Origin of the sequence: Streptomyces koelreuteriae, assembly GCF_018604545.1 — a bacterium.
Classification (GTDB): Bacteria; Actinomycetota; Actinomycetes; order Streptomycetales; family Streptomycetaceae; genus Streptomyces; species Streptomyces koelreuteriae.
In genome coordinates this window covers 7,810,205-7,831,875 of record NZ_CP075896.1, presented here as the reverse complement: position 1 = coordinate 7,831,875, position 21,671 = coordinate 7,810,205, and the positions used below count along the sequence as shown (strand labels likewise).

The 21,671-nt window shown below is 71.7% G+C and carries 23 protein-coding genes; 12 read left to right on the top strand and 11 right to left on the bottom strand.

Translation table 11 applies throughout. The features are described from left to right. Positions 1–139 precede the first annotated feature (139 nt). Positions 140–868, top strand: a complete 729-nt coding sequence (locus KJK29_RS35235; protein WP_215123235.1) for a lysophospholipid acyltransferase family protein — start codon at positions 140–142, stop codon at positions 866–868. A gap of 9 nt (positions 869–877) precedes the next feature. Here KJK29_RS35235 and KJK29_RS35230 read toward each other — a convergent pair whose 3' ends face one another. Continuing rightward, entirely contained in the window at positions 878–1,450 is a 573-nt protein-coding gene (locus KJK29_RS35230; RefSeq protein ID WP_215123234.1) for a transglutaminase-like domain-containing protein, read from the bottom strand. A gap of 184 nt (positions 1,451–1,634) precedes the next feature. On the opposite strand from KJK29_RS35230, the gene KJK29_RS35225 reads away from it, so the two are divergent. Further along, on the top strand, positions 1,635–2,990 hold the full coding sequence (locus KJK29_RS35225) for a DUF11 domain-containing protein (RefSeq protein ID WP_215123233.1): 1,356 nt from the start codon (positions 1,635–1,637) through the stop codon (positions 2,988–2,990). Between the two features lie 10 nt (positions 2,991–3,000). On the opposite strand, the gene KJK29_RS35220 is transcribed toward KJK29_RS35225, so the two are convergent. The 3 genes from KJK29_RS35220 to KJK29_RS35210 are packed head-to-tail and all read right to left on the bottom strand — an operon-like array spanning position 3,001 to position 6,265. Continuing rightward, entirely contained in the window at positions 3,001–4,071 is a 1,071-nt protein-coding gene (locus tag KJK29_RS35220) for a threonine aldolase family protein (protein WP_215123232.1), read from the bottom strand. Further along, positions 4,068–4,817 (bottom strand): SDR family NAD(P)-dependent oxidoreductase, encoded by a 750-nt coding sequence (locus KJK29_RS35215; RefSeq protein ID WP_215123231.1) that lies wholly within the window; start codon positions 4,815–4,817, stop codon positions 4,068–4,070. Before KJK29_RS35215 ends, KJK29_RS35220 begins: the two co-directional genes overlap by 4 nt. 50 nt (positions 4,818–4,867) lie before the next feature. Beyond that, positions 4,868–6,265 carry a DUF6421 family protein gene (locus KJK29_RS35210; RefSeq protein WP_215123230.1) on the bottom strand — a complete coding sequence of 466 codons (1,398 nt, stop codon included), beginning with the start codon at positions 6,263–6,265 and terminating at the stop codon, positions 4,868–4,870. 250 nt (positions 6,266–6,515) lie between these two features. On the opposite strand from KJK29_RS35210, the gene KJK29_RS35205 reads away from it, so the two are divergent. Then, complete coding sequence (locus KJK29_RS35205; RefSeq protein WP_215123229.1) at positions 6,516–7,199, top strand: glycerophosphodiester phosphodiesterase; 684 nt, start codon at positions 6,516–6,518, stop codon at positions 7,197–7,199. A gap of 3 nt (positions 7,200–7,202) precedes the next feature. Here the strand turns inward: KJK29_RS35205 and KJK29_RS35200 are convergent, their stop codons facing one another. After that, positions 7,203–7,742 carry a GNAT family N-acetyltransferase gene (locus KJK29_RS35200; RefSeq protein WP_215123228.1) on the bottom strand — a complete coding sequence of 180 codons (540 nt, stop codon included), beginning with the start codon at positions 7,740–7,742 and terminating at the stop codon, positions 7,203–7,205. A gap of 71 nt (positions 7,743–7,813) precedes the next feature. On the opposite strand from KJK29_RS35200, the gene KJK29_RS35195 reads away from it, so the two are divergent. After that, positions 7,814–8,206 (top strand): VOC family protein, encoded by a 393-nt coding sequence (locus tag KJK29_RS35195; protein WP_215123227.1) that lies wholly within the window; start codon positions 7,814–7,816, stop codon positions 8,204–8,206. A gap of 2 nt (positions 8,207–8,208) precedes the next feature. Here KJK29_RS35195 and KJK29_RS35190 read toward each other — a convergent pair whose 3' ends face one another. The 3 genes from KJK29_RS35190 to KJK29_RS35180 form a co-directional block, all read right to left on the bottom strand. After that, the gene (locus KJK29_RS35190) at positions 8,209–9,123 is read right to left on the bottom strand and encodes a GNAT family N-acetyltransferase (RefSeq protein ID WP_215123226.1); all 915 of its coding nucleotides are present in this window, start codon (positions 9,121–9,123) and stop codon (positions 8,209–8,211) included. A 123-nt stretch (positions 9,124–9,246) separates the two neighbouring features. Then, complete coding sequence (locus KJK29_RS35185; RefSeq protein WP_215123225.1) at positions 9,247–9,885, bottom strand: MarR family winged helix-turn-helix transcriptional regulator; 639 nt, start codon at positions 9,883–9,885, stop codon at positions 9,247–9,249. Then, a complete protein-coding gene (locus tag KJK29_RS35180; protein WP_215123224.1) occupies positions 9,882–11,546 on the bottom strand; it encodes an FUSC family protein in 1,665 nt (554 codons plus the stop codon). Before KJK29_RS35180 ends, KJK29_RS35185 begins: the two co-directional genes overlap by 4 nt. A gap of 161 nt (positions 11,547–11,707) precedes the next feature. Here KJK29_RS35180 and KJK29_RS35175 point away from each other — a divergent pair, with 161 nt between their 5' ends. From KJK29_RS35175 to KJK29_RS35155, 5 genes are all read left to right on the top strand, one after another. After that, positions 11,708–12,235 carry a DUF5134 domain-containing protein gene (locus tag KJK29_RS35175; RefSeq protein WP_215123223.1) on the top strand — a complete coding sequence of 176 codons (528 nt, stop codon included), beginning with the start codon at positions 11,708–11,710 and terminating at the stop codon, positions 12,233–12,235. A gap of 70 nt (positions 12,236–12,305) precedes the next feature. Next, complete coding sequence (locus KJK29_RS35170) at positions 12,306–13,241, top strand: M56 family metallopeptidase (protein WP_215123222.1); 936 nt, start codon at positions 12,306–12,308, stop codon at positions 13,239–13,241. A gap of 217 nt (positions 13,242–13,458) precedes the next feature. Then, the gene (locus KJK29_RS35165) at positions 13,459–14,127 is read left to right on the top strand and encodes a phosphatase PAP2 family protein (protein WP_215123221.1); all 669 of its coding nucleotides are present in this window, start codon (positions 13,459–13,461) and stop codon (positions 14,125–14,127) included. A gap of 40 nt (positions 14,128–14,167) precedes the next feature. After that, a complete protein-coding gene (locus tag KJK29_RS35160) occupies positions 14,168–14,857 on the top strand; it encodes an HAD family hydrolase (RefSeq protein WP_215123220.1) in 690 nt (229 codons plus the stop codon). A 175-nt stretch (positions 14,858–15,032) separates the two neighbouring features. Further along, positions 15,033–15,719, top strand: coding sequence for a TetR/AcrR family transcriptional regulator (locus KJK29_RS35155; RefSeq protein ID WP_215123219.1), 687 nt, complete (start codon positions 15,033–15,035; stop codon positions 15,717–15,719). Here KJK29_RS35155 and KJK29_RS35150 read toward each other — a convergent pair. Continuing rightward, positions 15,707–17,209 (bottom strand): LVIVD repeat-containing protein, encoded by a 1,503-nt coding sequence (locus tag KJK29_RS35150; protein WP_215123218.1) that lies wholly within the window; start codon positions 17,207–17,209, stop codon positions 15,707–15,709. The two genes, KJK29_RS35155 and KJK29_RS35150, sit on opposite strands and share 13 nt — an antisense overlap. 190 nt (positions 17,210–17,399) lie before the next feature. On the opposite strand from KJK29_RS35150, the gene KJK29_RS35145 reads away from it, so the two are divergent. Further along, positions 17,400–18,053, top strand: a complete 654-nt coding sequence (locus tag KJK29_RS35145) for a DUF305 domain-containing protein (RefSeq protein ID WP_215123217.1) — start codon at positions 17,400–17,402, stop codon at positions 18,051–18,053. A 53-nt stretch (positions 18,054–18,106) separates the two neighbouring features. Here KJK29_RS35145 and KJK29_RS35140 read toward each other — a convergent pair whose 3' ends face one another. Then, on the bottom strand, positions 18,107–18,559 hold the full coding sequence (locus KJK29_RS35140) for a DUF6214 family protein (protein WP_215123216.1): 453 nt from the start codon (positions 18,557–18,559) through the stop codon (positions 18,107–18,109). Positions 18,560–18,769: 210 nt separating this feature from the next. On the opposite strand from KJK29_RS35140, the gene KJK29_RS35135 reads away from it, so the two are divergent. Then, entirely contained in the window at positions 18,770–20,113 is a 1,344-nt protein-coding gene (locus KJK29_RS35135) for an FAD-dependent oxidoreductase (RefSeq protein WP_215123215.1), read from the top strand. Here the strand turns inward: KJK29_RS35135 and KJK29_RS35130 are convergent. Beyond that, positions 20,110–20,460 carry an ArsR/SmtB family transcription factor gene (locus tag KJK29_RS35130; RefSeq protein ID WP_215123214.1) on the bottom strand — a complete coding sequence of 117 codons (351 nt, stop codon included), beginning with the start codon at positions 20,458–20,460 and terminating at the stop codon, positions 20,110–20,112. The two genes, KJK29_RS35135 and KJK29_RS35130, sit on opposite strands and share 4 nt — an antisense overlap. Positions 20,461–20,578: 118 nt before the next feature. On the opposite strand from KJK29_RS35130, the gene KJK29_RS35125 reads away from it, so the two are divergent. Continuing rightward, positions 20,579–21,658, top strand: coding sequence for an NADH:flavin oxidoreductase/NADH oxidase (locus KJK29_RS35125; protein WP_215123213.1), 1,080 nt, complete (start codon positions 20,579–20,581; stop codon positions 21,656–21,658). Positions 21,659–21,671 lie beyond the last annotated feature (13 nt).

Genomic DNA, 21,671 nt, shown 5'->3' with positions numbered 1-21,671 from the left:
ATCTCCTCCGCGGCGGGCACGAGGACTGGCTACCCGGCCGTTCTTCGGGCACGATCTGCGACAAGCCGTAAACCTACGGCTGCGTAACTTTCCGCTGGGAATCCCTTCCCAGGCAGAGCAGGAAGGGTCCGGCCCGCCCATGGCAGAGCTCGTCTACCGTCCCGTCGTCGGTTTCGCCCGCACGCTGTTCAAGGTGTGGGACCTCAAGATCGACTGCCAGGGTTCGGAGAACATCCCGCGCTCGGGCGGCGCCGTGCTGGTGAGCAATCACATCAGCTACCTGGACTTCGTCTTCGACGGTCTGGCGGCCCTGCCGCAGAAACGTCTCGTGCGCTTCATGGCGAAGGAGTCCGTGTTCCGGCACCGGGTCTCCGGCCCGCTGATGCGCGGCATGAAGCACATCCCCGTGGACCGCAAGCAGGGCGAGACGGCCTACGCGCACGCCCTGGACTCGCTGCGGTCGGGTGAGATCGTCGGGGTCTTCCCGGAGGCGACCATCTCGCAGTCGTTCACGCTGAAGAGCTTCAAGTCGGGCGCGGCGCGCATGGCGCAGGAGGCCGGTGTCCCCCTGATCCCGATGGCGGTGTGGGGCACGCAGCGGCTGTGGACCAAGGGCCACCCCCGCAACTTCAAGCGCAGCCACATCCCCATCACGATCCGGGTCGGCGAGGCGATCGAGGCCTCCCGCGACAAGTACGCGGGCGCGATCACGCGTCAGCTCCGCGAGCGCGTGCAGGAGCTGCTCGAGGCCGCCCAGCGCGCCTACCCCGTGCGCCCGAAGGGCCCGGAGGACACCTGGTGGATGCCGGCCCACCTCGGCGGCACGGCACCGACGCCGGAGCAGGTGCGGGCGGCGGAGGCGCACTGACCGGCGCCCTCACAGTGCCGCGGGGAGCGTCTCCCACAAGTGGGGCCGGTCACGGGCCGAGGTGAGGGCGTCGAGCACCACCGGGTGAGGCGCGGCGTACAGAATCGGGCAGTCCGTCTCCCCGGACGCCTGATCGGGCGTGAAGGCGAGGCGCTCACCGCCCAGGGAGAACCGCGCGTCCACCCCCGGCTTGTTGCCCCGGGGGTCCTGCCGGTGCCACGCCCCGGCGAACCGCACGGCGACCAGACCGTGCACCACCCCCAGTTCCTGGTAGCACAGCGCGGTCGGGATGTCCTCGGCCCGTAGCAGCGCCGCGAGCGCGTGCGCCTTGGCGTAGCAGATGCCGGTGCGCTGTTCCAGGACATCCGAAGCGCGCCAGGTGACACGGAGATCACCCGAGTCCTGCGAGTGCGGAATGGTGTCGCGCACGAAATCGAATGCTGCTCGCGCATACTCATACGAGTCTGCGACACCCTCGGCGAGCCTGGCGGCGGTCTCGCGCACCCGGGGGTGGTGATGGTCGATGACCTCGTCGGCGGCCAAGTAGGCGGAGAGGTCGGGGTTTTCCTGGATCAGCTGCATGCGGACAGACCTTAAAGGCGAGATCACCTGCGGGCAATTCTTTTTCAGATTGTCGCATAGCTATGCATTCACATGCGGTCCTGTGAAGATCGGCTGAACCACGCCGCAACCCCCCGCCCCCGCCACAACCGTTCCCCCACGTCACATGTCTCGGCCTCCGCAGATCTGTGACGAGGGAGAAGACATGAAGCACTCATACCGCCTGCTCGGAGCCGCGGTCGCCTGCTGCGCTTTGGCGGCGGCCGGAGTCGGGGCCGGGCCCGCGTACGCCGCGCAGAACATGCTGTGGATCAACGCACCGTACGAGACGATGCTGCCCGGCGCGGACGCGGACGGTGCGGCACCCGAGCGCAGCCTGGACGTGGACGTCAGCCGTGACGTCGCCAACGGCTCGGTGCCGGCCGGGCGGCTGACGGTCGACGTCAGCGAGATCGCCTCGTTCGCGCGGGTGTCCTGGCCCGCGAACTGCGTGCCCGAGTCGGAGGTCGAGGCGGTCTGCGACATGCCCGCGATGCCCTCCGGGACGGAGAGCGTACGGGCCGCCACGTTCGCGCTGCGCGCGCTGCCGGGGGCGGACGACGGCGCCTCGGGGTACGTGCGCTACTCGGCCGTCGCCGGGAAGCTGACGTCCCACGCCGGCGAGACACGGGTGGCCGTGGCCAACGGGCCGGACCTCGCGCTCGGCAAGGTCGCCGACCGGCGGGACCTCACGCCGGGCACCCGGACGAGTCTGCCGACGACGCTCGCCAACAACGGAAACCGCACGGCGGAGCGCACCCTGCTGTGGCTCTACGCCTCGTACGGGCTGGACCTCGAGAAGCGGCACGCGAACTGCGAGTACCGGGAGGAGGGCATCGGCACCTTCGCCCTGTGCGTCCTGGACGAGGCCGTCGCGCCGGGGCAGCGGTACGCGCTGCCCACCGAACTCGGCGTCGGGAAGCAGGCGTTGTACGAGCGGTTCGACCACTCCGTCCGGCCGTACTCCGACGAGGCGCTCGCGGAGATGCGCGGGGACCGGACGTGGACCCGGGGCACGGACGCGGAGCTGGACCTCGGCCCGGCGGCCTCCGAGCCCGATACCGGTCCGCGGGAGGACTACGAGAGCGTCGTCCTCGAAGCCCGCAACACCGCCGACCTGAGGCTCACCGGCAGCACGGTCGCCGGGGCCGCGGGTGACACCGTGACCGCCCGGGTCACCGTGCACAACGACGGCCCGGCCTGGGTCGCCTCGCTGGGCGTGGGCGCCGCCGTCGCCACGGTGTCGTTCCGGGCACCGGAGGGCACCACGGTCACAGGCCTGCCGGAGGAGGACTGCTGGCCGTCGGCGGGCTCGGCGTCCCCGAGGACCTACTACTGCAAGACGCCCATCCATCTGCGCGACGGGGCCTCCCACACCTTCGAGATCCCGTTGCGGATCGACCGTGTGGTGCCCGGCGCCCGCAGCACCGTCGCCACCGCCAACGACGATCCCGAGCTGAGCATCAGGAAGTTCGACCCGGACCTGAGCAACAACAGCGCGGAGATCGTCGTCAACCGATGACCAGCGTGGGTCAGCGGGCCATCTCCTCCTTCAGCGCGGCCAGGAACAGGTCCACGTCCTCCTCGGTCGTGTCGAAGGCGCACATCCAGCGGACGTCGCCCGCGGCCTCGTCCCAGAAGTAGAAGCGGAACCGCTTCTGCAGACGCTCGCTCACCTGGTGCGGCAGACGGGCGAACACCGCGTTGGCCTGCACGGGGTAGAGGATCTCCACCCCGTGCACGGCGCGCACGCCCTCGGCGAGGCGCTGGGCCATCTCGTTGGCGTGGCGGGCGTTGCGCAGCCACAGGTCCCGGGCGAGCAGGGCCTCCAGCTGCACCGACACGAAACGCATCTTGGAGGCGAGCTGCATGGACAGCTTGCGCAGATGCTTCATGTGGCTGACGGCGTCCTGGTTCAGGACCACGACGGCCTCGCCGAACAGGGCGCCGTTCTTCGTGCCGCCCAGGGAGAGGAGGTCGACGCCGACGGCGTCGGTGAACGTCCGCATCGGGACGTCCAGGGTGGCGGCGGCGTTGGCCAGCCGGGAGCCGTCCACGTGCACCTTCATGCCGTGCGCGTGGGCGTGCTCGCAGATGGCGCGTATCTCGTCCGGCGTGTAGACCGTGCCCAGTTCGGTGGACTGGGTGAGGGAGACGACCTGCGGCATCGCCCGGTGCTCGTCGTCCCAGCCGAAGGCCTGCCGGTCGATCAGCTCGGGCGTGAGCTTGCCGTCGGGCGTCGCGACGGTGAGCAGCTTCAGACCGCCGACCCGTTCGGGAGCCCCGCACTCGTCGACGTTGATGTGCGCGCTCTCGGCGCAGATCACCGCTCCCCAGCGGTCGGTGACCGCCTGGAGGGCGACGACGTTCGCGCCGGTGCCGTTGAAGACCGGGAACGCCTCGGCCGTGGCGCCGAAGTGGCTGCGCACGACGTTCTGGAGGTTCTCGGTGTACGCGTCCTCCCCGTACGCGACCTGGTGCCCGCCGTTGGCCAGGGCCAGGGCGGCGAGCACCTCCGGGTGGGCGCCGGCGTAGTTGTCGCTGGCGAAACCGCGGACTTCCGGGTCGTGATGGCGGCGCGCGTCGGTCTTCGGCGGGTTCACGGCTTCTCGGTGAGCCACAGACGGTTTCCGTTCACTTCGGCGGCGGGCTTGTCCCAGACACCCACGACGGCCTCGGCCAGGTCCTTGACGTCGGTGAAGCCCGCGAACTTCGCGTTGGGCCGCTCGGCGCGCATCGCGTCGTGCACCAGCGCCTTCACCACCAGGATGGCAGCGGCGGACGTCGGGCCCTCGGCGCCCCCCGCCTTGCGGAAGGCGTCGGCCAGCGCGAGCGTCCAGGCCTCGGCGGCGGCCTTGGCGGCGGCGTACGAGGCGTTGCCCGCGGTCGGCTTCGTGGCACCGGCCGCGCTGATCAGCAGATACCTGCCGCGCTCGCTGCGCTGCAGGGCCTCGAAGAAGGCCAGCGAGGTGTGCTGCACGGTGCGGATCAGCAGCAGCTCCAGGAAGTCCCAGTCGTCGAGACTGGTCTTGATGAAGGTCTCGCTGCCGCGCCAGCCGCCCACGAGGTGGACCACGCCGTCGACGCGGCCGAAGTCCTTCTCGATGTGCGCGGCCCAGTCCCGGGTGGACTGCAGATCCAGCAGATCGACGGGCTCACCGATGACGCTGGCGCCGCCCGAGGCGTAGCGCGCCGCGTCCACGGCCTCCGCGAGCCGCTCGGGATCGTTGTCGGCGGCGGCGACCGTCGCCCCCGCCTCGGCCAGTCGCAGCAGCGCCGCGCGGCCCGCGGGCCCGCCCGCGCCGGCCACCGCGATCACCGCACCGCTGAGAGCTCCGTTCCCCGCCATCTTCTTCGCCTCCTGAGCAGTGTTCTCGGTTCCGCGGAGGTTTCCGCCGCTCACGCGGCGATCCGCTCGGCGCCGTCCGCCGTGATGCCCTTGGTGGAGGCGATCACGTTCTTCAGCTTCTTGGACAGTGCCTCATAGAACATGCTCAGCGGAAACTCGTCCGGAAGCACGTCATCGACGAGTTTCCGGGGCGGCTGTGTCACGTCCAGGGCCTCGGGGCCCTTGGCCCACTTCGAGCCCGGGTGCGGGGAGAGGTACGTGGAGACCAGCTCGTATCCGGCAAACCAGTGCACGAGCTTGGGGCGGTCGATGCCGTCGCGGTAGAGCTGCTCGATGTCGGCGCACAGCTGGTTGGTGACCTGCGGGGCACGCTCCCAGTCGATGGTCAGCTTGTTGTCGGTCCAGCGGACGACGTCGTGCTTGTGCAGGTAGGCGAAGAGGAGCTGGCCGCCGAGGCCGTCGTAGTTGCGCACGCGCTCGCCGGTGACCGGGAAGCGGAACATACGGTCGAAGAGCACCGCGACCTGCACGTCACGGGCCTGCGGGACGCCCTCGGCCGACAGCTTCACGGCCTCCTTGAAGGCGGTGAGGTCGCAGCGCAGCTCCTCCAGGCCGTACATCCAGAACGGCTGCCGCTGCTTGATCATGAACGGGTCGAACGGCAGGTCGCCGTGGCTGTGGGTGCGGTCGTGGACCATGTCCCACAGGACGAACGCCTCCTCGCAGCGCTTCTGGTCGTGGACCATCGCGGCGACGTCCTCGGGCAGCTGAAGGCCCAGGATGTCGACGGCGGCGTCGGTCACCCGGCGGAAGCGGGCGGCCTCGCGGTCGCAGAAGATGCCGCCCCAGCTGAAGCGCTCGGGTGCCTCGCGCACGGCGATGGTCTCGGGGAACAGGACGGCGGAGTTGGTGTCGTAGCCGGCCGTGAAGTCCTCGAACTTGATGCCGCAGAACAGCGGGTTGTCGTAGCGCGTGCGCTCCAGCTCCGACAGCCAGTCGGGCCAGACCATGCGCAGGACGACCGCTTCGAGGTTGCGGTCCGGGTTGCCGTTCTGCGTGTACATCGGGAAGACGACCAGGTGCTGGAGGCCGTCGGCGCGGCTCGCCGCGGGCTGGAAGGCCAGCAGGGAGTCGAGGAAGTCGGGCACCTCGAAGCCGCTGTCGGCCCATCGGCGCAGGTCCTTGACCAGGGCCTCGTGGTAGGCGGCGTCGTGCGGGAGCAGCGGGGAGAGCTCCAGCACCGCGTCGGCGGCCCGGCGGATGGCCAGCTCGGCGTCCGCGGGCTCCGGAGCGCCCTCGGCTGCGAAGTCGATCGACCCGTCCTTGGACTGCCATGGCCGGATCCGCTCCACGGCATCCTTGAGCACGGGCCATGCCGGGTGCTCCACCACCCTGGCCACGGGAGGAACCAGGCCCTCCGAACCCACCTGCACAAGAATTTCCGTCATGTCCCACCTTCCACGGGAGAATCTCGCGTACCTCGACCGTATACACACGAGGTTCCTCCCAGCAAGGGCAGCATCCGAAAATTATCCTGCCGCACCCTGTGGTTCGCCGCACTTTTTCCTGTCGGCCATGCTTGTGCCCGGATGTCCGTCGACCATGCCCTCGCCCTCTGCAGAGGGCGGGTACAGGCGATACGGTCCTGGTGGGCCGTAAGGCCTCCAGTGCCGCCTGTCGACGGAAGAGAGTCGCGTCTTGAACTTCCTCACCATCGGTCACCGCGGAATCATGGGTGTGGAGCCCGAGAACACCCTCCGGTCCTTCGTCGCCGCCGAGGAGGCCGGCCTCGACGCCATCGAACTCGACCTGCATCTGAGCAAGGACGGCGCGCTCGTCGTCATGCACGACACGGACGTGGACCGCACGACCGACGGCAGCGGGCCCATCGCCGAGAAGACCCTCGCCGAGCTGCGCGCCCTGGACGCGGGGCGGGGTGAGCGGGTGCCGGTCTTCGAAGAGGTCCTGGAGGCCGTCCAGGCGCCGCTCCAGGCGGAGATCAAGGACGCGCAGGCGGCGCGGGCCCTGGCCGAGGTGATGAACCAGCGCGGGCTGGCCGGGCGGGTGGAGGTCTCCTCGTTCCACGACGAGGCGATCGCCGAGATCAAGCCACTGGTGCCGGGTGTGCGGACCGCGCTGATCGCCAGCCGCTACGGCACCGACATCGTGGACCGCGCCGTCGCGGTCGGCGCCGAGACCGTCTGCCTGAACATCCGCCGGCTCACCCTGGAGGTCGTCGAGCGTGCGCGGAAGGCGGACCTGCGGATCATCGGCTGGGTGGTGAACACCCAGGACCATCTGCGGCTGGTCCGGGCGTTCGGCCTGGACGGCGCGACCACCGACCACCCGGACATCAAGCGCACGGGCCGCTTCACGGCCTAGCCGCTAGCCGAGCTCTTTCACCAGCAGCTCGAACTTCAGGTCGTCGCGCTGCGGGATGCCGAAGCGCTCGTCGCCGTACGGGAAGGGGGTCATCCGACCCGTACGGCGGTAGCCGCGTCGCTCGTACCAGGCGATGAGGTCGTCGCGTACGGATATCACCGTCATGTGCATCTCCGTCACGCCCCACGTCGCGCGGGCCAGCCCCTCCGCCTCCGCGATGATCACCTTGCCGAGGCCCTCGCCCTGGAGCCGGGGGCTGACCGCGAACATCCCGAAGTAGGCGTGGTCCCCGCGGTGCTCCAGCTGGCAGCACGCGACGATCCGGCCCTCCCGCTCCACGGTCAGCAACCGGCTGTCCGCCGACTTGATGACGGCCAGCACACCCTCCGGATCGGTCCGCTGCCCCTCGAGAATGTCCGCCTCGGTGGTCCAGCCGACCCGGCTGTCGTCGCCCCGGTAGGCCGACTCGATCAGGGCGACCAGCTCGTCCACGTCGGCGTCGGTGGCATCACGGAAGGTCAGTCCGGTGGCGGCGGTGTCCATGGGCGGGTGTCTCCGTTTCGGGGCGTGGCTCGGGCAGGGACGAGACTAGCGCCGCCACTAGGCTCTCGTGCATGGTGCATGTACTGAGCAGCCGAATCCTGCTCCGCCCGTCCGACCCCGAGCGCTCCCGCGCCTTCTACGGCGAACAGCTCGGCCTCGCCGTCTACCGGGAGTTCGGCACGGGTCCCGAGCGCGGCACGGTCTATTTCACGGGCGGTGGCTTCCTCGAGGTCGCGGGCCGGTCCGAGACTCCCCCGTCACCGGACGTACGCCTGTGGCTCCAGGTGGACGACGTGGCCGCGGCGGAGGAGGAGCTGCGGGCGAAGGGCGTCGAGATCGTGCGGCCGGCGGTGAAGGAGCCGTGGGGCCTGGTCGAGATGTGGATCGCGGACCCGGACGGGACGCCGATCGTGCTGGTCGAGGTCCCGGCGGACCACCCGATGCGGTACCGGCCCGGTATCTGAGATCACCCGGGGCGGTGCTCCCAGCCCCGGTCGGTACGGGTCAGCTCACGGAAGCCCGCGCCCGCCAGGAGCTCGATCCTGGCGGTGTCGGCGGCCGTTTCGTAGGCGACCAGCCGGTCGACGCCGCACAGGCGGAGCCAGTCGGCGGCCTGGGCCAGGAGCCAGTGCTCCAGGCCGGTGCCGTCCTGCGCGGGGTCGACGTGGAGGTTGCCGATGTCGGCCAGGCCCGCGGCCCGGGCGTGCCGCTCGGGGCGGGCCAGGGCCGTGTCCACCTCGACGAAGCCGAGGGCGTGCGTGTCGGCGTAGGCCCTGAAGCGGGTGCCGCACTCCCCCAGTGTGCGTTCGACCGTGACGCCCGGCCGGGGTTCGTGCGCCGGCAGGTCGGCGACCCTGGCGATCAGGATGACCTCGGTGTCGCCGGTGTGCCGGAACCCCGCGCGCTCGTAGACGGCCCGGATGTGGGGCCAGTTGCGGGGCAGGCCGTGGACGAGCGGGGCGGGCAGTGCGCCGTCGGCGTACCGGGCGCGGACGTCCCAGCGGGCGAGCTGTGCCAGGCAGGCCCGCATCAGCAGGTCGGCGGCCCGGTCGGCGTCCGGCCAGTGCGACGCCGTCGGGCGGTGCACGAACCAGTTGATCTCGGCGCTGTCCCGGTAGGTCTCGCCGACCTCGGCGTCGGCGCGGTAGCGCAGCAGATGGGCCGCGGCGACGACGCACCGGCGCTGCTCGGCGACGAGCGTCGTCCGCTCGGCCACCCACGGGTCGGTGATGAACTCGCCGGGCTGCCGCTCCAGGTCGCCGAGGACGGTGTTCACGGAGACGGAGACGCCGGGCACGACGGCCGCCACATGCATGTTGACCAGGTCGGTGAGCTGGTCGCGGTCGGCTCGGCGGAAGGGGCGAACCTCGAGTGCGGGCATGGGGTACCTCCGGGCAGGTGAAGGAGCTGGAGGCCGCCACGCGGTGCGGTACGGGGTGAGGGTACGTCGGGGCCGGCGCGGCACGCCAGAGGGGGCGGACGCCCCCGGCCGGACAGGTCCGGTTCAGCCCCGCAGCGCGCCCAGGCGACCCTCCAGCTGGCCGAGCAACTCTCCGAGAAGAGCGGCGAGTTCACCCTGCTCGGGGGCGTCCAGGCCGGACAGGACCGCTGTCTCGTAGGCGAGCTGGGCGGGCAGGACACCGTCGACGAGTTCGCGTCCGGCGTCGGTGAGGCGGAGGTGGGCGACGCGACGGTCACGGCTGTCGGCCCGGCGCTCCACCAGCCCGCGTTCGGTGAGCTGCTTGAGTCGCTTGGTGACGGCGGCGCCCGAGGAGAAGGTCTCCCGGGCCAGCTCCCCGGGGGACAGTTCGTGCCCGGTGCGGCGCAGCGCGCCCAGCAGATCGAACTCCGGGCGGCTCAGCCCCGCTCGGCGCAGCGGCGCGTCCTCGGCCTGCTGCAGGAGGGCGGCACAGCGGTTGATCCGGCCGATGACCTCCATCGGCCCGGTGTCGAGCCCGGGGTGCACGGACTGCCACTGCCGCACGACACCGGCGACGGTGTCTCCCCGCCGGCCACCGGCCCGTTCCTCTCCGGTCGTGCGCACCTCGGTGAGGTCGTCCCCCGTCCGCCCGGGTCCGGGCGCCGGTTGCGGGTCGAATCCCGGCTTGTCCCCCGTGGGCGATGACCCTTCCGTCGCCGTCATGGCCGTGCGTCCTCCGTCTCCGTGCCCGTGCCCCGTTCCGGGAGCAGCCCCTGGCGTCGTGCCGTAGCGGCGAGCGTACGGTGTCCCGACTGCTCGGCCAGCACGACCCGCTCCTGGGGCAGGGCGCGCTGCCACCATTCGCCGGCCGCGGCGTCGGCGGTGGCCCGCAGGTCGACCAGGGCGACGGCGAGGCCGCGACGGGCCGACTCCAGGGCGGCCGCGTCGGGGTCCGGCTCAGCCAGGAGGCGGGCGGCGTGCTCGCGGGCCCGGTCGGCGGTGGCCAGGGCTCCTTCGACGCGGTCGCCCGCGCGCCGGTTGGTGACGGCCACGGCGGCGACGAAACCGACCAGGGCGCCGACGACGGTGTCCACGACGCGCTCCGTTATCAGCTCGCCGGGCTGCTGGGATCCGGCGAACTCGGTGATGAGCAGGGCCATGGGGGTCACGCAGACGCTGCCGAGCCAGTAGTTGCGGCTGATCAGCACCTCGGCGCCGAAGCTGAACGCGAGGCAGCACAGCACGAGGAGCGCCTGGTCCAGGTGCGCGAGCGGGGCGACGGCCGCGAAGACGAGCACGCCCACGACGTTGCCGACGACCCGCTGGACGGCCCGGCTCCAGGTGAGGGCGATGTTGGCCTGGTAGAGCGAGGCTGCGGTGACCAGGGCCCAGTAGGGGCGGCCGATGCCCAGGGCGAGGGAGGCGTAGCCGGCGAGTGCGCAGCCGAGCGCGGTACGCACCGCGAGCGGGGTCAGCGGGCCGAGCCGGGTCCAGAGGGAGCGGGCCGCGTCCACTCCGAGCAACTCGTCGGCGGCCGCCCGCGGCAGACCGGCCTGCGGGACGGGCCCGGTGCCGCGCAGCGCCCGGGCCCACGCGCGCAGCCGCCCGGCATCCGACTCCGACGGCGCCGCGAGGGCGACCTCGGCCCGTACGACGAGCCGTTCCAGGGCGCGCCGGGTCCGGGAGGGCGCGCCGGTGGACAGCAGTGACTGCCAGGCGGCCTGGACGGCGGCGTAGCCCGCGGCCCGGGCCCGGGCATGCCCCTCACCCGTGCCGCCGGTGTCTGCGTACGCCGCCGCGGCCCTCAGCGCACCGGCGGTGGCGCGGCGCTCCGGCCCGTGCGGCCGGACCAGCGCGGGCGCCATGCAGACGAGCCAGGCCCAGGCACCCGTCGCGGCGGCCAGCGCCAGATGGCCGGGGACCTGGGCGAGGGTCTGCGGCGCGAACAGCGAGGCCGAGCTGACGAACGTGAGGACGACATTGCCCGGCGGCCCGACCCGCGTGGCGTCGCACAGCACCTTCTGCGCGGCGGCCAGCAGGGCGCCGACCGTGACCAGCACGACGGCGCTGCCGGTGAGCGAGGCGGCGACCAAGGCGACGGCGAGCCCGCCGAGCATGCCGAGCACCACCCACACCAGGGCCCCGGCCCGGGCGGCGTAGGGGCGGTTGTGGGCGTACAGCGCGCACAGGGATCCGGCCATCGTGTACATCGCCAGGTCGAGCCGGCCGAGCGCCAGGAGGGTGAGGTTGGGCGGGGCGATCGACACGACCACGCTCAGCGCGGGCTTGAACCAGATCTCGGAGGGCCGGCCGACGCGCAGCACGCCTGCCAGCGGCAGACGCCGGGCGGGCGGGGAGGCGGGTGTGGGGTTCGCGCTGCTCATTCCCACAACATTAGCAGGTGTTTTACTCGTAAACGATATCGAGCGATCGAGCCGCTCACCTGCTGTGCTCCGTCGAATGCTCCCCGTGTACACCCTTGCGCTCGCGTGCGCGCCGCACGACCGGGGCATCGAAGGACCGACTGTCGAGCGGGGAGGTGCGCGTGCACGGACCGGCTTCGTCCGGCTGGCTGCTGGTGGCGCTCTGTGCGGTGACCGGCGCCTACTGCCTGGTGCGGATGCGCAGCGGCGGCGAGGCGCTGATGGGGTTCGGGATGGCCGCGATGGCGGTTCCGGCGGCGGTGTTCTCCCCGCCGCCGTGGGCCTGGCTCGCGTACGCGTCCGTGTTCGGGGCGGCCGCGGTGCACGCGCTGTGGGCGGCGCGGGCCGGGGCGCGCCATCTCCATCATCTGGCGGGAGCCTCGGCGATGGTCTACATGTCCGTCGTCATGGCCGTCTCGCCCGCGCACGCGCACGGTCAGGGCGCATCGGGAGTTCCGCTCCTGACGGGGGCGCTGCTGCTGTACTTCGCCGGATACGTACTGCTGACCGGCGTCCGGCTGGTGCCGGTGCCCGCCGTGGCCGGGAGCGGGGGCGGTGGGTCCGCCCCGTGGGGCGACCGGCCGGAACTGGCGCGGGCGTGCCGGCTGTCCATGGGGATCGCTATGGTGGCGATGCTGCTGACCCTCTGAGCCGTTGCCTGCGTCACTTTGGCGCCACAAGTCGTACCCCTGGGCGGCGCCGCGCTCATAGGCTGCCTCCATGATGCTCCCCGCGGCACTGTTGCTGCTCGGCGCCCTGACCGCCGTGGTGGCTCCCCGGCTGCTCGCCCGCGCGGACTGGCCGGATCGTGAGCCGGTGGTGGCGCTGTGGGCGTGGCAGTGCGCGGTGGCGGCCGTACTCGTGTGCTGTGCGCTGTCGATGACGCTGAGCGCGGCGGCGGCCTGGCACGCGGTCGGCTGGCATGTCTTCGCGACGGCGCCGAGCGCCGCAGTCGAGGCCTATGCCCTCGGTACGGCGGGCCCTTGGGCGGCGACCACAGCGGTGGCACTGGCCTGCGGAGGGCTGTGGAGCGCGGCGATGCTGGTCCGCGAGGTCGGCCGGGCACGCGCCCGGCGCCGCGGCCGGCGTGCCGATCTGCTGGTCCGGGCCCCGCTGATGCCGGGCGAGGTGGCCGTGTCCGGCCGTCTCGTCGTCCTGGAGAGCGAGCGGCCCGACGCCTGGTGGCTGCCCGGTACCTCGCCGCAACTGGTCGTCACCACGGCCGCGTTGCGCCGGCTGAAGGGCCGGCAGCTGGATGCCGTGCTCGCCCATGAGCAGGGGCACGCGCGGGCCCGGCACGACTGGCTGCTGAACTGCTCCTCCGCCCTGGCGGGCGGCTTTCCGCAGGTGCCGGTGTTCGCCGCGTTCCGCGACGAGATGCACCGCCTGGTCGAACTCGCCGCCGACGACACGGCCTCCCGCCGCTTCGGCCGTCTGACCACGGCCCTCGCCCTGGTCGAACTGAACGAGCATCGCGGGGTGTTCGGCCCCTGCCCGACACCGCAGGCCCATGTCCCGGCGCGGGTGCGCCGTTTGCTCACTCCCCCGGACCGGCTGACCGCGGCACGCCGCCTTCGGCTGACGGCGGCGGCCGCGCTGGTGCCCGTGGTGCCGGTGCTGCTGGCGTTCGTACCGGGGCTGCGGGCGCTGGGATAGCCCGGCGATGTGACGCGGGGGCCGGGAGCCTCGATGCGGCCCGAAGCATGCGGCGCCAGGGCTTCGACGTAGCGGTCGGAGCATGTGGGGCCGGGGCCTCGACATGGCCGAAGCATGCGGCGCCGCGGCCCTCGAAGTGGCCGAAGCATGCGGCTCCCGGGCCGGAAGATCGCCGCCGCACTGGATCCGGAGCCCCCGGTTCGGCGAGGATCGCATCATGCACTCCCCGTCCGTCGACTCCCCGCCCCGTCCCGAGCACCGCACCGCCGCCGGTTTCGCCGGTGTCCTGGCCCTGTGCTCGGCTCTGCTGCTGACCCTCGTCGCGGTCAGATGGAGCCCACTGATCAGCACGGACGGAGACATCTCCGGCACCACCCACCGCTGGGCGGTCGACGAACCCGGCATCACCCAGACGTTCCGCGTCCTCACCGACTGGGTGTGGGATCCCTGGACGATGCGTCTGCTGTGCGCGGCGGTCGTCGTCTGGCTCGTCGTGCGGCTCGCGGCGCGCTGGACGGCGGTGTGGCTGGCGCTGGCCGTCACCCTGGGCACGCTGCTCCAGCAGGGCCTCAAGGCGGCCGTGGACCGTCCCCGTCCGGTCTGGCCCGACCCGGTCGACTCGGCCCACTACTCGGCCTATCCCTCGGGCCACGCCATGACCGCCACGGTCGTGTGCGGCCTGCTCCTGTGGCTTCTGCACCGCCACGGTGTGAGCCCTGCCGTGTGGCGTACGGCCCTGACCGTGGCCGTCGTCTCCGTGATCGGGGTCGGACTGACCCGCATCTGGCTGGGCGTCCACTGGCCGTCGGACGTGCTGGGCGGCTGGCTGCTGGGCGCGCTGGTGGTGGCCCTGGCGGTGTGGGTGCACCAGCGCCGGCATCCCTGAACACCCGCCGGGGCCGGGCGCGTCCTCGTAGGATCACCCCATGACCGCCGTGCTGTTCGACTTCTCCGGGACCCTCTTCCGTGTCGAGTCCACCGACTCCTGGCTGCGCGGCACCCTGGCCGGGACCGCGATCCGGCTCGCCGAGGCGGAGGTGGCCGCCGCGGCGCGGGCGCTGGAGACCGCGGGGGCGCTGCCGGGCGGTGGCGATCCCGCCCGGGTGCCGGAGGAACTGGCCGACGCCTGGCGGATCCGGGACCAGAGCGCCGAGCTGCACCGGGCCGCCTACACCGGCGTCTCCCGCCAAGTCACACTGCCCGACCCGACATTGCACGACGCGCTCTACGACCGCCATATGCACCCGGACGCGTGGGCCCCGTACCCGGACGCCGTCGAGGTGCTCCGCACCCTGCGCGAGCGGGGCATCCCGGTCGGGGTGGTCAGCAACATCGGCTGGGATCTGCGCCCGGTCTTCCGCACGCACGGCCTGGATCCCTACATCGACGTGTACGTCCTGTCGTACGAGCACGGCATCCAGAAGCCCGACCCCCGGCTGTTCGCAGCCGCCTGCGATGCGCTGGGCGCCGATCCGCGCCGGACGCTCATGGTCGGCGACGACCGCAGGGCGGACGGCGGCGCCACGGCCCTGGGCTGCGGGGTGCATTTCGTGGACCATCTGCCGGTGACCGACCGGCCGGACGGGCTGCGGCCGGTCCTGGATCTCGTGAGCTGAGGGCCGCACCGCCAAAACAAGCTGCCCGAGGCGACCATCCGGGCTTCTGCTCGCCCGCCTCGGACGATCCCCCGTGTCGCCCGAGGCAGACGGCATCCCCGGCTGGGACCGCACGGCCCCGGCCGGACGCTCCGAGTATAGTTGGCTGGCAGCCAGTCAACGCAGGAGTTACAGCATGTCCCCGCGCAGCGCCTCGGTCAATGAAGAGTTGCGGAGACGTTCGAAGGAGCGCCTTCTGCAGGCGGCGGTCGAGCTGGTCGACGAGCGCGGGTTCGAGGCGACGACGCTCGGCGACATCGCCGACCGGGCGGGTTCGGCGCGCGGGCTGGTCTCGTACTACTTCCCCGGCAAGCGCCAGCTCGTGCAGTCCGCCGTGCACCGGCTGATGCACCGCACGCTGGAGGAGGCGCTGGAGCGCGAGCCGCGCACCGAGGACGGCCGGGAGCGGATGGCGCGGGCCATCGACGCGATCCTGGGGCTGGCCGGGGACCGGCCCGTGCTGATGCGCCAGCACATGGCCGGGCTGCTGCAGGCCGAGGGCTTCGTGCCCTGCCCGGAGCAGCGGCGGCTGGCCGAACTGCTGCGGGACACCGTCGCCCGGCTCGGGTCGCGGGACGTCGACAGCGACTACCCGATGCTGCGCGCCCTGCTGATGGGCGCCGTGTACGCGGCGCTGGTGCCGGGGGCGCCGATGCCGATCCCGGTGCTGCGGGCCGAGTTGTTCACGCGCTACGGGCTCGATCTGGAGCTGGGTGTCCCGCCGGAGACCGGAGCCTCCGACGGGACGGGCGACAGGGATCTGTCGCGGTTCTTCGCGACCGGGGCCGTACCGGGGCACGGCCCGGAGGGTCAGTCGAAGTAGTCCGGCTGCGTCTGCACGTTGAGCTCGCGCAGGTGGACGCGGCGGGCCGGGTCCGTACGCCGGTCGTCGATCTTCAGGACGTCGAAGCCCCTGGCGTACTCGTTCGACCAGATGTAGCCGTTGTAGTAGTACGCCGACCAGGAGCCGCCCGACTTGATCGTGTCCGTGGTCAGGGGGCCGCGGTCGAAGTAGGCGATCTCCTTCGGGTTGCTCGAGTCGGTGAAGTCCCAGACGGAGACACCGCCCTGGTACCAGGCCTGGACCATCAGGTCCTTGCCCTTCACCGGGATCAGCGAGCCGTTGTGGGCCACGCAGTTCTCGGTGTCCGCCTGGTGGCGCGGGATCTTGAAGTAGCTGCGGAAGACCAGCTTGCGCTTGTCGCCCTTGCCGACGACGTCGTAGATGCCGTCGGCGCCGCGGTCGGGACCGATCTCCGCGTTGCAGGTGGCCGCGCCGCCACCGCCCAGTTCATCGGTGAAGACGACCTTGTTGGCCTTCTGGTTGAAGGTCGCCGAGTGCCAGAACGCGAAGTTGACGTTGTCCTGGACGCGGTCGATGACCTTCGGGCGCTCCGGGTCCTTGATGGAGAACAGGATGCCGTCGCCCATGCAGGCGCCCGCGGCCAGGTCCTTCGACGGCAGCACGGTGATGTCGTGGCAGCCGGTGGTCTTGGAGACGCCCGGGTTGGTGGGTCCGCCCGGGTTGCCGCCGCCGTCCGGCCCCTCACCGGGGAACAGCACGGGGAAGCCCACGACCTTCGCCTTCTCGGGGGCGTTGCGCGGCACCTTGATGACGGAGATGCCGTCGTGCGGCGGCTGGCAGTCGGGGTACGTGGCGTTCGGAGAGTACGAGGAGACGTAGACGTAGACGTTGCGGCGCTCGGGCACCAGCGTGTGGGTGTGCGAGCCGCAGGCGGTCTCGACGGCGGCGACGTACCGCGGGTTGCGCTTGTCGCTGATGTCGAAGACCTTCATGCCCTCCCACGAGGACTTCTCGGTCGCCGGCTGGGTGGTGCTGGTGCAACTGCTGTCGCTGCGCGAGGAGTCGGTGGACAGGAACAGCAGGTCGCCGGAGACGGAGATGTCGTTCTGCGAGCCGGGGCACAGCACCTGGGCGACGGTCTTCGGCGCCTTGGGGTTGCTGATGTCGAAGATGCGGAAGCCGTCGTAGTTGCCCGCGAACGCGTACCTGCCCTGGAAGGCGAGGTCCGAGTTCGTGCCCTGGAGCACGTCCTTGGGGACGAATGCCAGGTGCTGGATGTTGTCGGAGTGGACGACCTCGTCCTGGGCGGGTATCTCGCCGTTCTCGATGGCCTCACGGACCTCGGCCTGGGCACTCTTGGAGATCTTCTTCGGCGCGGGCGGCGCGTCCCCCGGGTCGGGGGTGGCCCCTGCCGGCGCCGCTGTGAGGAGCGCGGCCAGCAGTCCACCGGCGGCCGCGACGACGCCCAGGCGTCTACGGCGTGTTCTGCGGTCGTTCAACAGGATCACTGTTTTCCTCCCTGGTTCCGTTCACTGCGGAACGGTTCACGCACCACGCAGTATCGTCTTCGCCATGCACATACCAACAGGGGGCAACAGAATCGCAATGAAGTTTTGGGATCAATGACCCGAGGAAGCGTGCCAGTACGCCGTCCGCAACACGAGGTGCGTCCCAACTCGCCCGTCACAGGAGGTCGTTGTGCTCTTCCGCCGCGTGTCTCGTGCGTCCGTCGTCACGACGGGACTGGTCGCCCTGGCCGTGCTCGCGGCCGGGGGCTGTGACTCCGGTCCGGACCGGAAGCCGGCCGCCGCCGACGGGCCCGCCGTGATCGCTCCGGGTGAGCCCGGCGAGGCGAACCGCACCCTGTCCGCCGAGGAGGCCGCCGAGCAGAACCCGGAGAACGACTCCCCCAACTCGGCGGACGTCTCCTACGCCCGCATGATGATCGAGCACCACACCCAGGCCCTGGTGATGACCGAACTCGCCCCGAAGCGCGCCGAGTCGAAGGCCGTGAAGCGCATCGCCGAACGCATCGCGGCCGGCCAGGAGCCCGAGATCGAGGCCATGAAGGGCTGGCTGAAGTCGTACGGCAAGCCGCTGAAGGCCGAGCGGCACGCGCACGCGACGATGCCCGGCATGGCGACCGAGGCCCAGCTGAAGAAGCTCCGCGCGGCCGACGGCAAGGCCTTCGACCACCTCTTCCTGACCCTGATGACGACCCATCACCAGGGCGCGATCACCATGGCCTCGGATGTGAAGGGGCAGGGCAACAACATCCGCGTCGAGGAGATGGCCGACGAGGTGATCGCCCAGCAGACCAGCGAGATCACGCGGATGCGGGACATGCTCTGAGCGGACTCCCGGCCTCGGTCGTGCCGGGGGCCGGCCCGCTCAGCCCGGCCCGCTCAGCGTCGGGCGCGGCGTGGTGCCAGCAGGCCCGCGTCCCTGGCCTGGCCGATCAGGCGCAGCGACTTGCGGCGGCTGTGCCCGGTCGCGCACATCACGGCGAGGACCGGGTCGGTACCGCCCTGCTGGGCCGCGCGGTACTCCTGGGCCACCAGCCACCGCCCCTCGGCGCCGCGCGGCCAGACCGGCCGGGCGCGGCGCCCAGGGCCCTCGGAGAGCGGGCCCTGGGCGCCGCACGCCTCGGCCAGCGAATCCTCGAGCCAGTCGGCGAGCACCGCCAGGTCGTCGAGGGACAGCGCGGGCCGGGCGCGCACCTCCTCGACACCGACGCATCCGCCGGCGACGACCGCCAGCGCGTCGACGTGGGCGCCGTCCGTGAAGGCGAGCCGGACGTCGAACCACCGCGTGGCGTCCTCGTTCTCCCGCACTTCCCACGCGGGGCGCACGGACACCGCCCCGTCCACCGGAGAGCGATCAGAAAGATTAAGAAAGGATGCTTCCAGCACACACGCAACGTAACCGCATGATCACATTCGCTATAGATCCGACACGCGCCCCGGTCGGAGCACAGCACCCTGTCAGCGGAGCCCGGCCGGTGCGATGCTGGAGACATCAGAGCTCTCCTGAGATCCCCCGGGATCTGACGGGTAAGGAGTTCCGCCGTGCTGCGAGTCGCCGTCGTAGGCTCCGGGCCGAGCGGGTGCTACACCGCGCAGAGCCTCGTCCAGCTGGACTCCGAGGTGCGCGTCGACGTCCTGGACCGGCTGCCGTGCCCGTACGGACTGGTCCGCTACGGCGTGGCACCCGACCACGAGAAGATCAAGTCGCTGCAGAACAATCTGCGCGCGGTCCTGGAGCACGACCGGGTGCGGTTCCTCGGGGGCGTGCAGGTGGGCCCCGGCGGGGTGCCGGCCGCCCGGCTGCGGGAGCTGTACCACGCGGTGGTGTACTGCGTGGGCGCCGCCACGGACCGGCATCTGGGCATTCCCGGGGAGGACCTGCCAGGGAGCTGGTCGGCGACGCAGTTCGTGTCCTGGTACAGCGCCCACCCGGACGCCGTGGACGGCGGTTTCCTGCGGGACGCGCGATCCGCCGTGGTCATCGGCGTGGGGAACGTCGCCGTGGACGTCACCCGGATGCTGGCCCGGGGGCTGACCGAGCTCAGCCCGACCGACATGCCGCAGGCGGCCCTGACCGCGCTGGCGGCGAGCCGGGTGACCGAGATCCACATGGTGGGCCGGCGCGGCCCGTCCCAGGCCCGTTTCACCACCAAGGAGCTGCGCGAGCTGGGCACCCTGCCGGGGACCGACGTCACAGCGGACCCGGCGGAGCTGGCGGCGGACCCGGGGTACACGGACCCGTCCGCGCTGCCCGCCCCGCAGCGGCGCAACGTGGAGGTCGTGCGCGGCTGGGCCGAGTCCCCGCCGGCCGACGCCCCGCACCGGATCCACCTGCGCTTCTTCCTCCGCCCGGTCGAACTGCTCGCCGAGCGGGGCCACGTGGGCGCGGTGCGGTTCGAGCGAACGGCACCGGACGGGCAGGGCGGCGTGACGGGCACGGGCCGGTACGAGGACATCGAGGCGCAGTTGGTGCTGCGTTCGGTGGGCTATCTCGGAGTACCGATGGAGGGGCTGCCGTTCGACCCGAAGACCGGCACCGTGCCGAACCTGGCCGGACGAGTCCTGCGCGAGGGCGTCGTCACGCCCGGCGAGTACGTGGCCGGCTGGATCAAGCGCGGCCCGACGGGCGTGATCGGCACGAACCGGCCCTGCGCGAAGGAAACGGCAATGTCCCTCCTGGAGGACGCCCCGCTCCTGACCGCCCGGGACGTCCCCCAGGACACGCTCACGGCCCTGCGCGCGGCGGGCACCGACCCGGTCGAGTGGACGGGCTGGCAGTCGATCGAGCGGGCGGAGGCGGAGCTGGGAGCGTCACTCGGACGCGGAGTGGTCAAGCTTCCGGACTGGGAGTCCCTGATGGAGGCCGCGCACAGCGAGGTTCCTTAAGGGGCGAGCCTCCCGGCCTGCCTCTCCGCCGCGTCGAGCACCGCGTCCAGCAGCCCCGGAAACAACCCGTCCAGATCATCCCGCCGCAGCCCGTTCATCTTCGCCGTCCCCCGATAGACCTGCCGGATCACCCCACTCTCCCGCAGCACCCGGAAGTGATGCGTGGTCGTGGACTTCGTCACCGGCAGATCGAACCGCGAACAGGACAACTCCCCGCTCGCCGCGGCAAGCTCCCGCACGATCCGCAACCGCATCGGATCGGAGAGCGCGTGCAGCACATCCTCCAGCCGGATCTCGTCACGCTCGGGATGCGGCAGGGCGCGGCTGCTCACGGCGGGGGACGTCACGGTGACTCCGTTTCTCCAGGGGCTCCCATAGTACGAGAACCATCGTAGTTTGACATCCACCGTACTACGATGCCTATCGTACGAGTCGACATCGGCCCCGTACTGAATGGAGTCCGCCGTGACCGCCCTCTTCGAGCCCTGGACCCTGCGCGATGTGACGATCCCGAACCGCGTGTGGATGGCCCCGATGTGCCAGTACTCGGCGGCGCCCGAGGGCCCGGAGGCCGGCGCCCCCACCGACTGGCACTTCGCGCACTACGCCGCCCGCGCGGCCGGCGGCACGGGCCTGATCATCGTCGAGGCCACCGCCGTCTCCCCGGAGGGCCGCATCTCCCCGTACGACCTCGGCATCTGGAACGACACGCAGGTGGAGGCGTTCCGTCGCATCACCCGCTTCCTCGCCGCACAGGGCACGGTGCCCGCGATCCAGCTCGCACACGCCGGCCGCAAGGCCTCGACGGACCAGCCCTGGAAGGGCGGCGCCCCGGTCGGGCCGGAGGCGTACGGCTGGGACTCCGTGGCTCCGAGCCCCCTCGCGTTCGACGAGAAGCACCCGGTCCCGGCCGAGCTGACGGTCGAGCAGATCAAGGACGTTGTCGCGCAGTTCGTGGCCGCGGCCCGCCGCGCCCTCGCCGCCGGTTTCGAGATCGCCGAGATCCACGGTGCCCACGGCTATCTGATCAACGAGTTCCTCTCCCCGTACTCCAACCACCGCACCGACGCCTACGGCGGCTCGTACGAGAACCGCGTCCGCTTCGCCCTCGAAGTGGTGGACGCCGTGCGGGAGGTGTGGCCGCAGGACAAGCCGCTGTTCTTCCGCATCTCGGCAACCGACTGGCTCGAGGACGGCGGCTGGAGCGCGGACGACACCGTCCGCTTCGCCGCCGATCTGCGGGCCCACGGCGTCGACCTGCTGGATGTCTCCAGCGGCGGCAACGCCTCTGACGCCCGGATCCCCACCGGCCCCGGCTATCAGGTGCCCTTCGCCGCCCGGGTGAAGGCCGAGACGCCCCTGCCGGTCGCCGCGGTGGGGCTGATCACCGATGCCGAGCAGGCCGAGAAGATCCTGGCCAACGGCGAGGCGGACGCGGTCCTGCTGGGCCGGGAACTGCTGCGCAACCCCTCGTGGGCGAGGCACGCGGCGCGGGAACTGGGCGGTGAGGTCCGGGTGCCGGACCAGTACCACCGGTCGGTCTGACCGGCACCCGGAT

What these genes read in the sequence shown, in the direction of transcription:
- KJK29_RS35200 (WP_215123228.1), bottom strand. Translation starts at nt 7,742, where the DNA reads ATGGACACCGCCGCCACCGGACTGACCTTCCGTGATGCCACCGACGCC.
- KJK29_RS35190 (WP_215123226.1), bottom strand. Translation starts at nt 9,123, where the DNA reads ATGCCCGCACTCGAGGTTCGCCCCTTCCGCCGAGCCGACCGCGACCAG.
- KJK29_RS35170 (WP_215123222.1), top strand. Translation starts at nt 12,306, where the DNA reads ATGATGCTCCCCGCGGCACTGTTGCTGCTCGGCGCCCTGACCGCCGTG.
- KJK29_RS35195 (WP_215123227.1), top strand. Translation starts at nt 7,814, where the DNA reads ATGGTGCATGTACTGAGCAGCCGAATCCTGCTCCGCCCGTCCGACCCC.
- KJK29_RS35165 (WP_215123221.1), top strand. Translation starts at nt 13,459, where the DNA reads ATGCACTCCCCGTCCGTCGACTCCCCGCCCCGTCCCGAGCACCGCACC.
- KJK29_RS35185 (WP_215123225.1), bottom strand. Translation starts at nt 9,885, where the DNA reads ATGACGGCGACGGAAGGGTCATCGCCCACGGGGGACAAGCCGGGATTC.
- KJK29_RS35230 (WP_215123234.1), bottom strand. Translation starts at nt 1,450, where the DNA reads ATGCAGCTGATCCAGGAAAACCCCGACCTCTCCGCCTACTTGGCCGCC.
- KJK29_RS35180 (WP_215123224.1), bottom strand. Translation starts at nt 11,546, where the DNA reads ATGAGCAGCGCGAACCCCACACCCGCCTCCCCGCCCGCCCGGCGTCTG.
- KJK29_RS35210 (WP_215123230.1), bottom strand. Translation starts at nt 6,265, where the DNA reads ATGACGGAAATTCTTGTGCAGGTGGGTTCGGAGGGCCTGGTTCCTCCC.
- KJK29_RS35160 (WP_215123220.1), top strand. Translation starts at nt 14,168, where the DNA reads ATGACCGCCGTGCTGTTCGACTTCTCCGGGACCCTCTTCCGTGTCGAG.
- KJK29_RS35225 (WP_215123233.1), top strand. Translation starts at nt 1,635, where the DNA reads ATGAAGCACTCATACCGCCTGCTCGGAGCCGCGGTCGCCTGCTGCGCT.
- KJK29_RS35235 (WP_215123235.1), top strand. Translation starts at nt 140, where the DNA reads ATGGCAGAGCTCGTCTACCGTCCCGTCGTCGGTTTCGCCCGCACGCTG.
- KJK29_RS35155 (WP_215123219.1), top strand. Translation starts at nt 15,033, where the DNA reads ATGTCCCCGCGCAGCGCCTCGGTCAATGAAGAGTTGCGGAGACGTTCG.
- KJK29_RS35215 (WP_215123231.1), bottom strand. Translation starts at nt 4,817, where the DNA reads ATGGCGGGGAACGGAGCTCTCAGCGGTGCGGTGATCGCGGTGGCCGGC.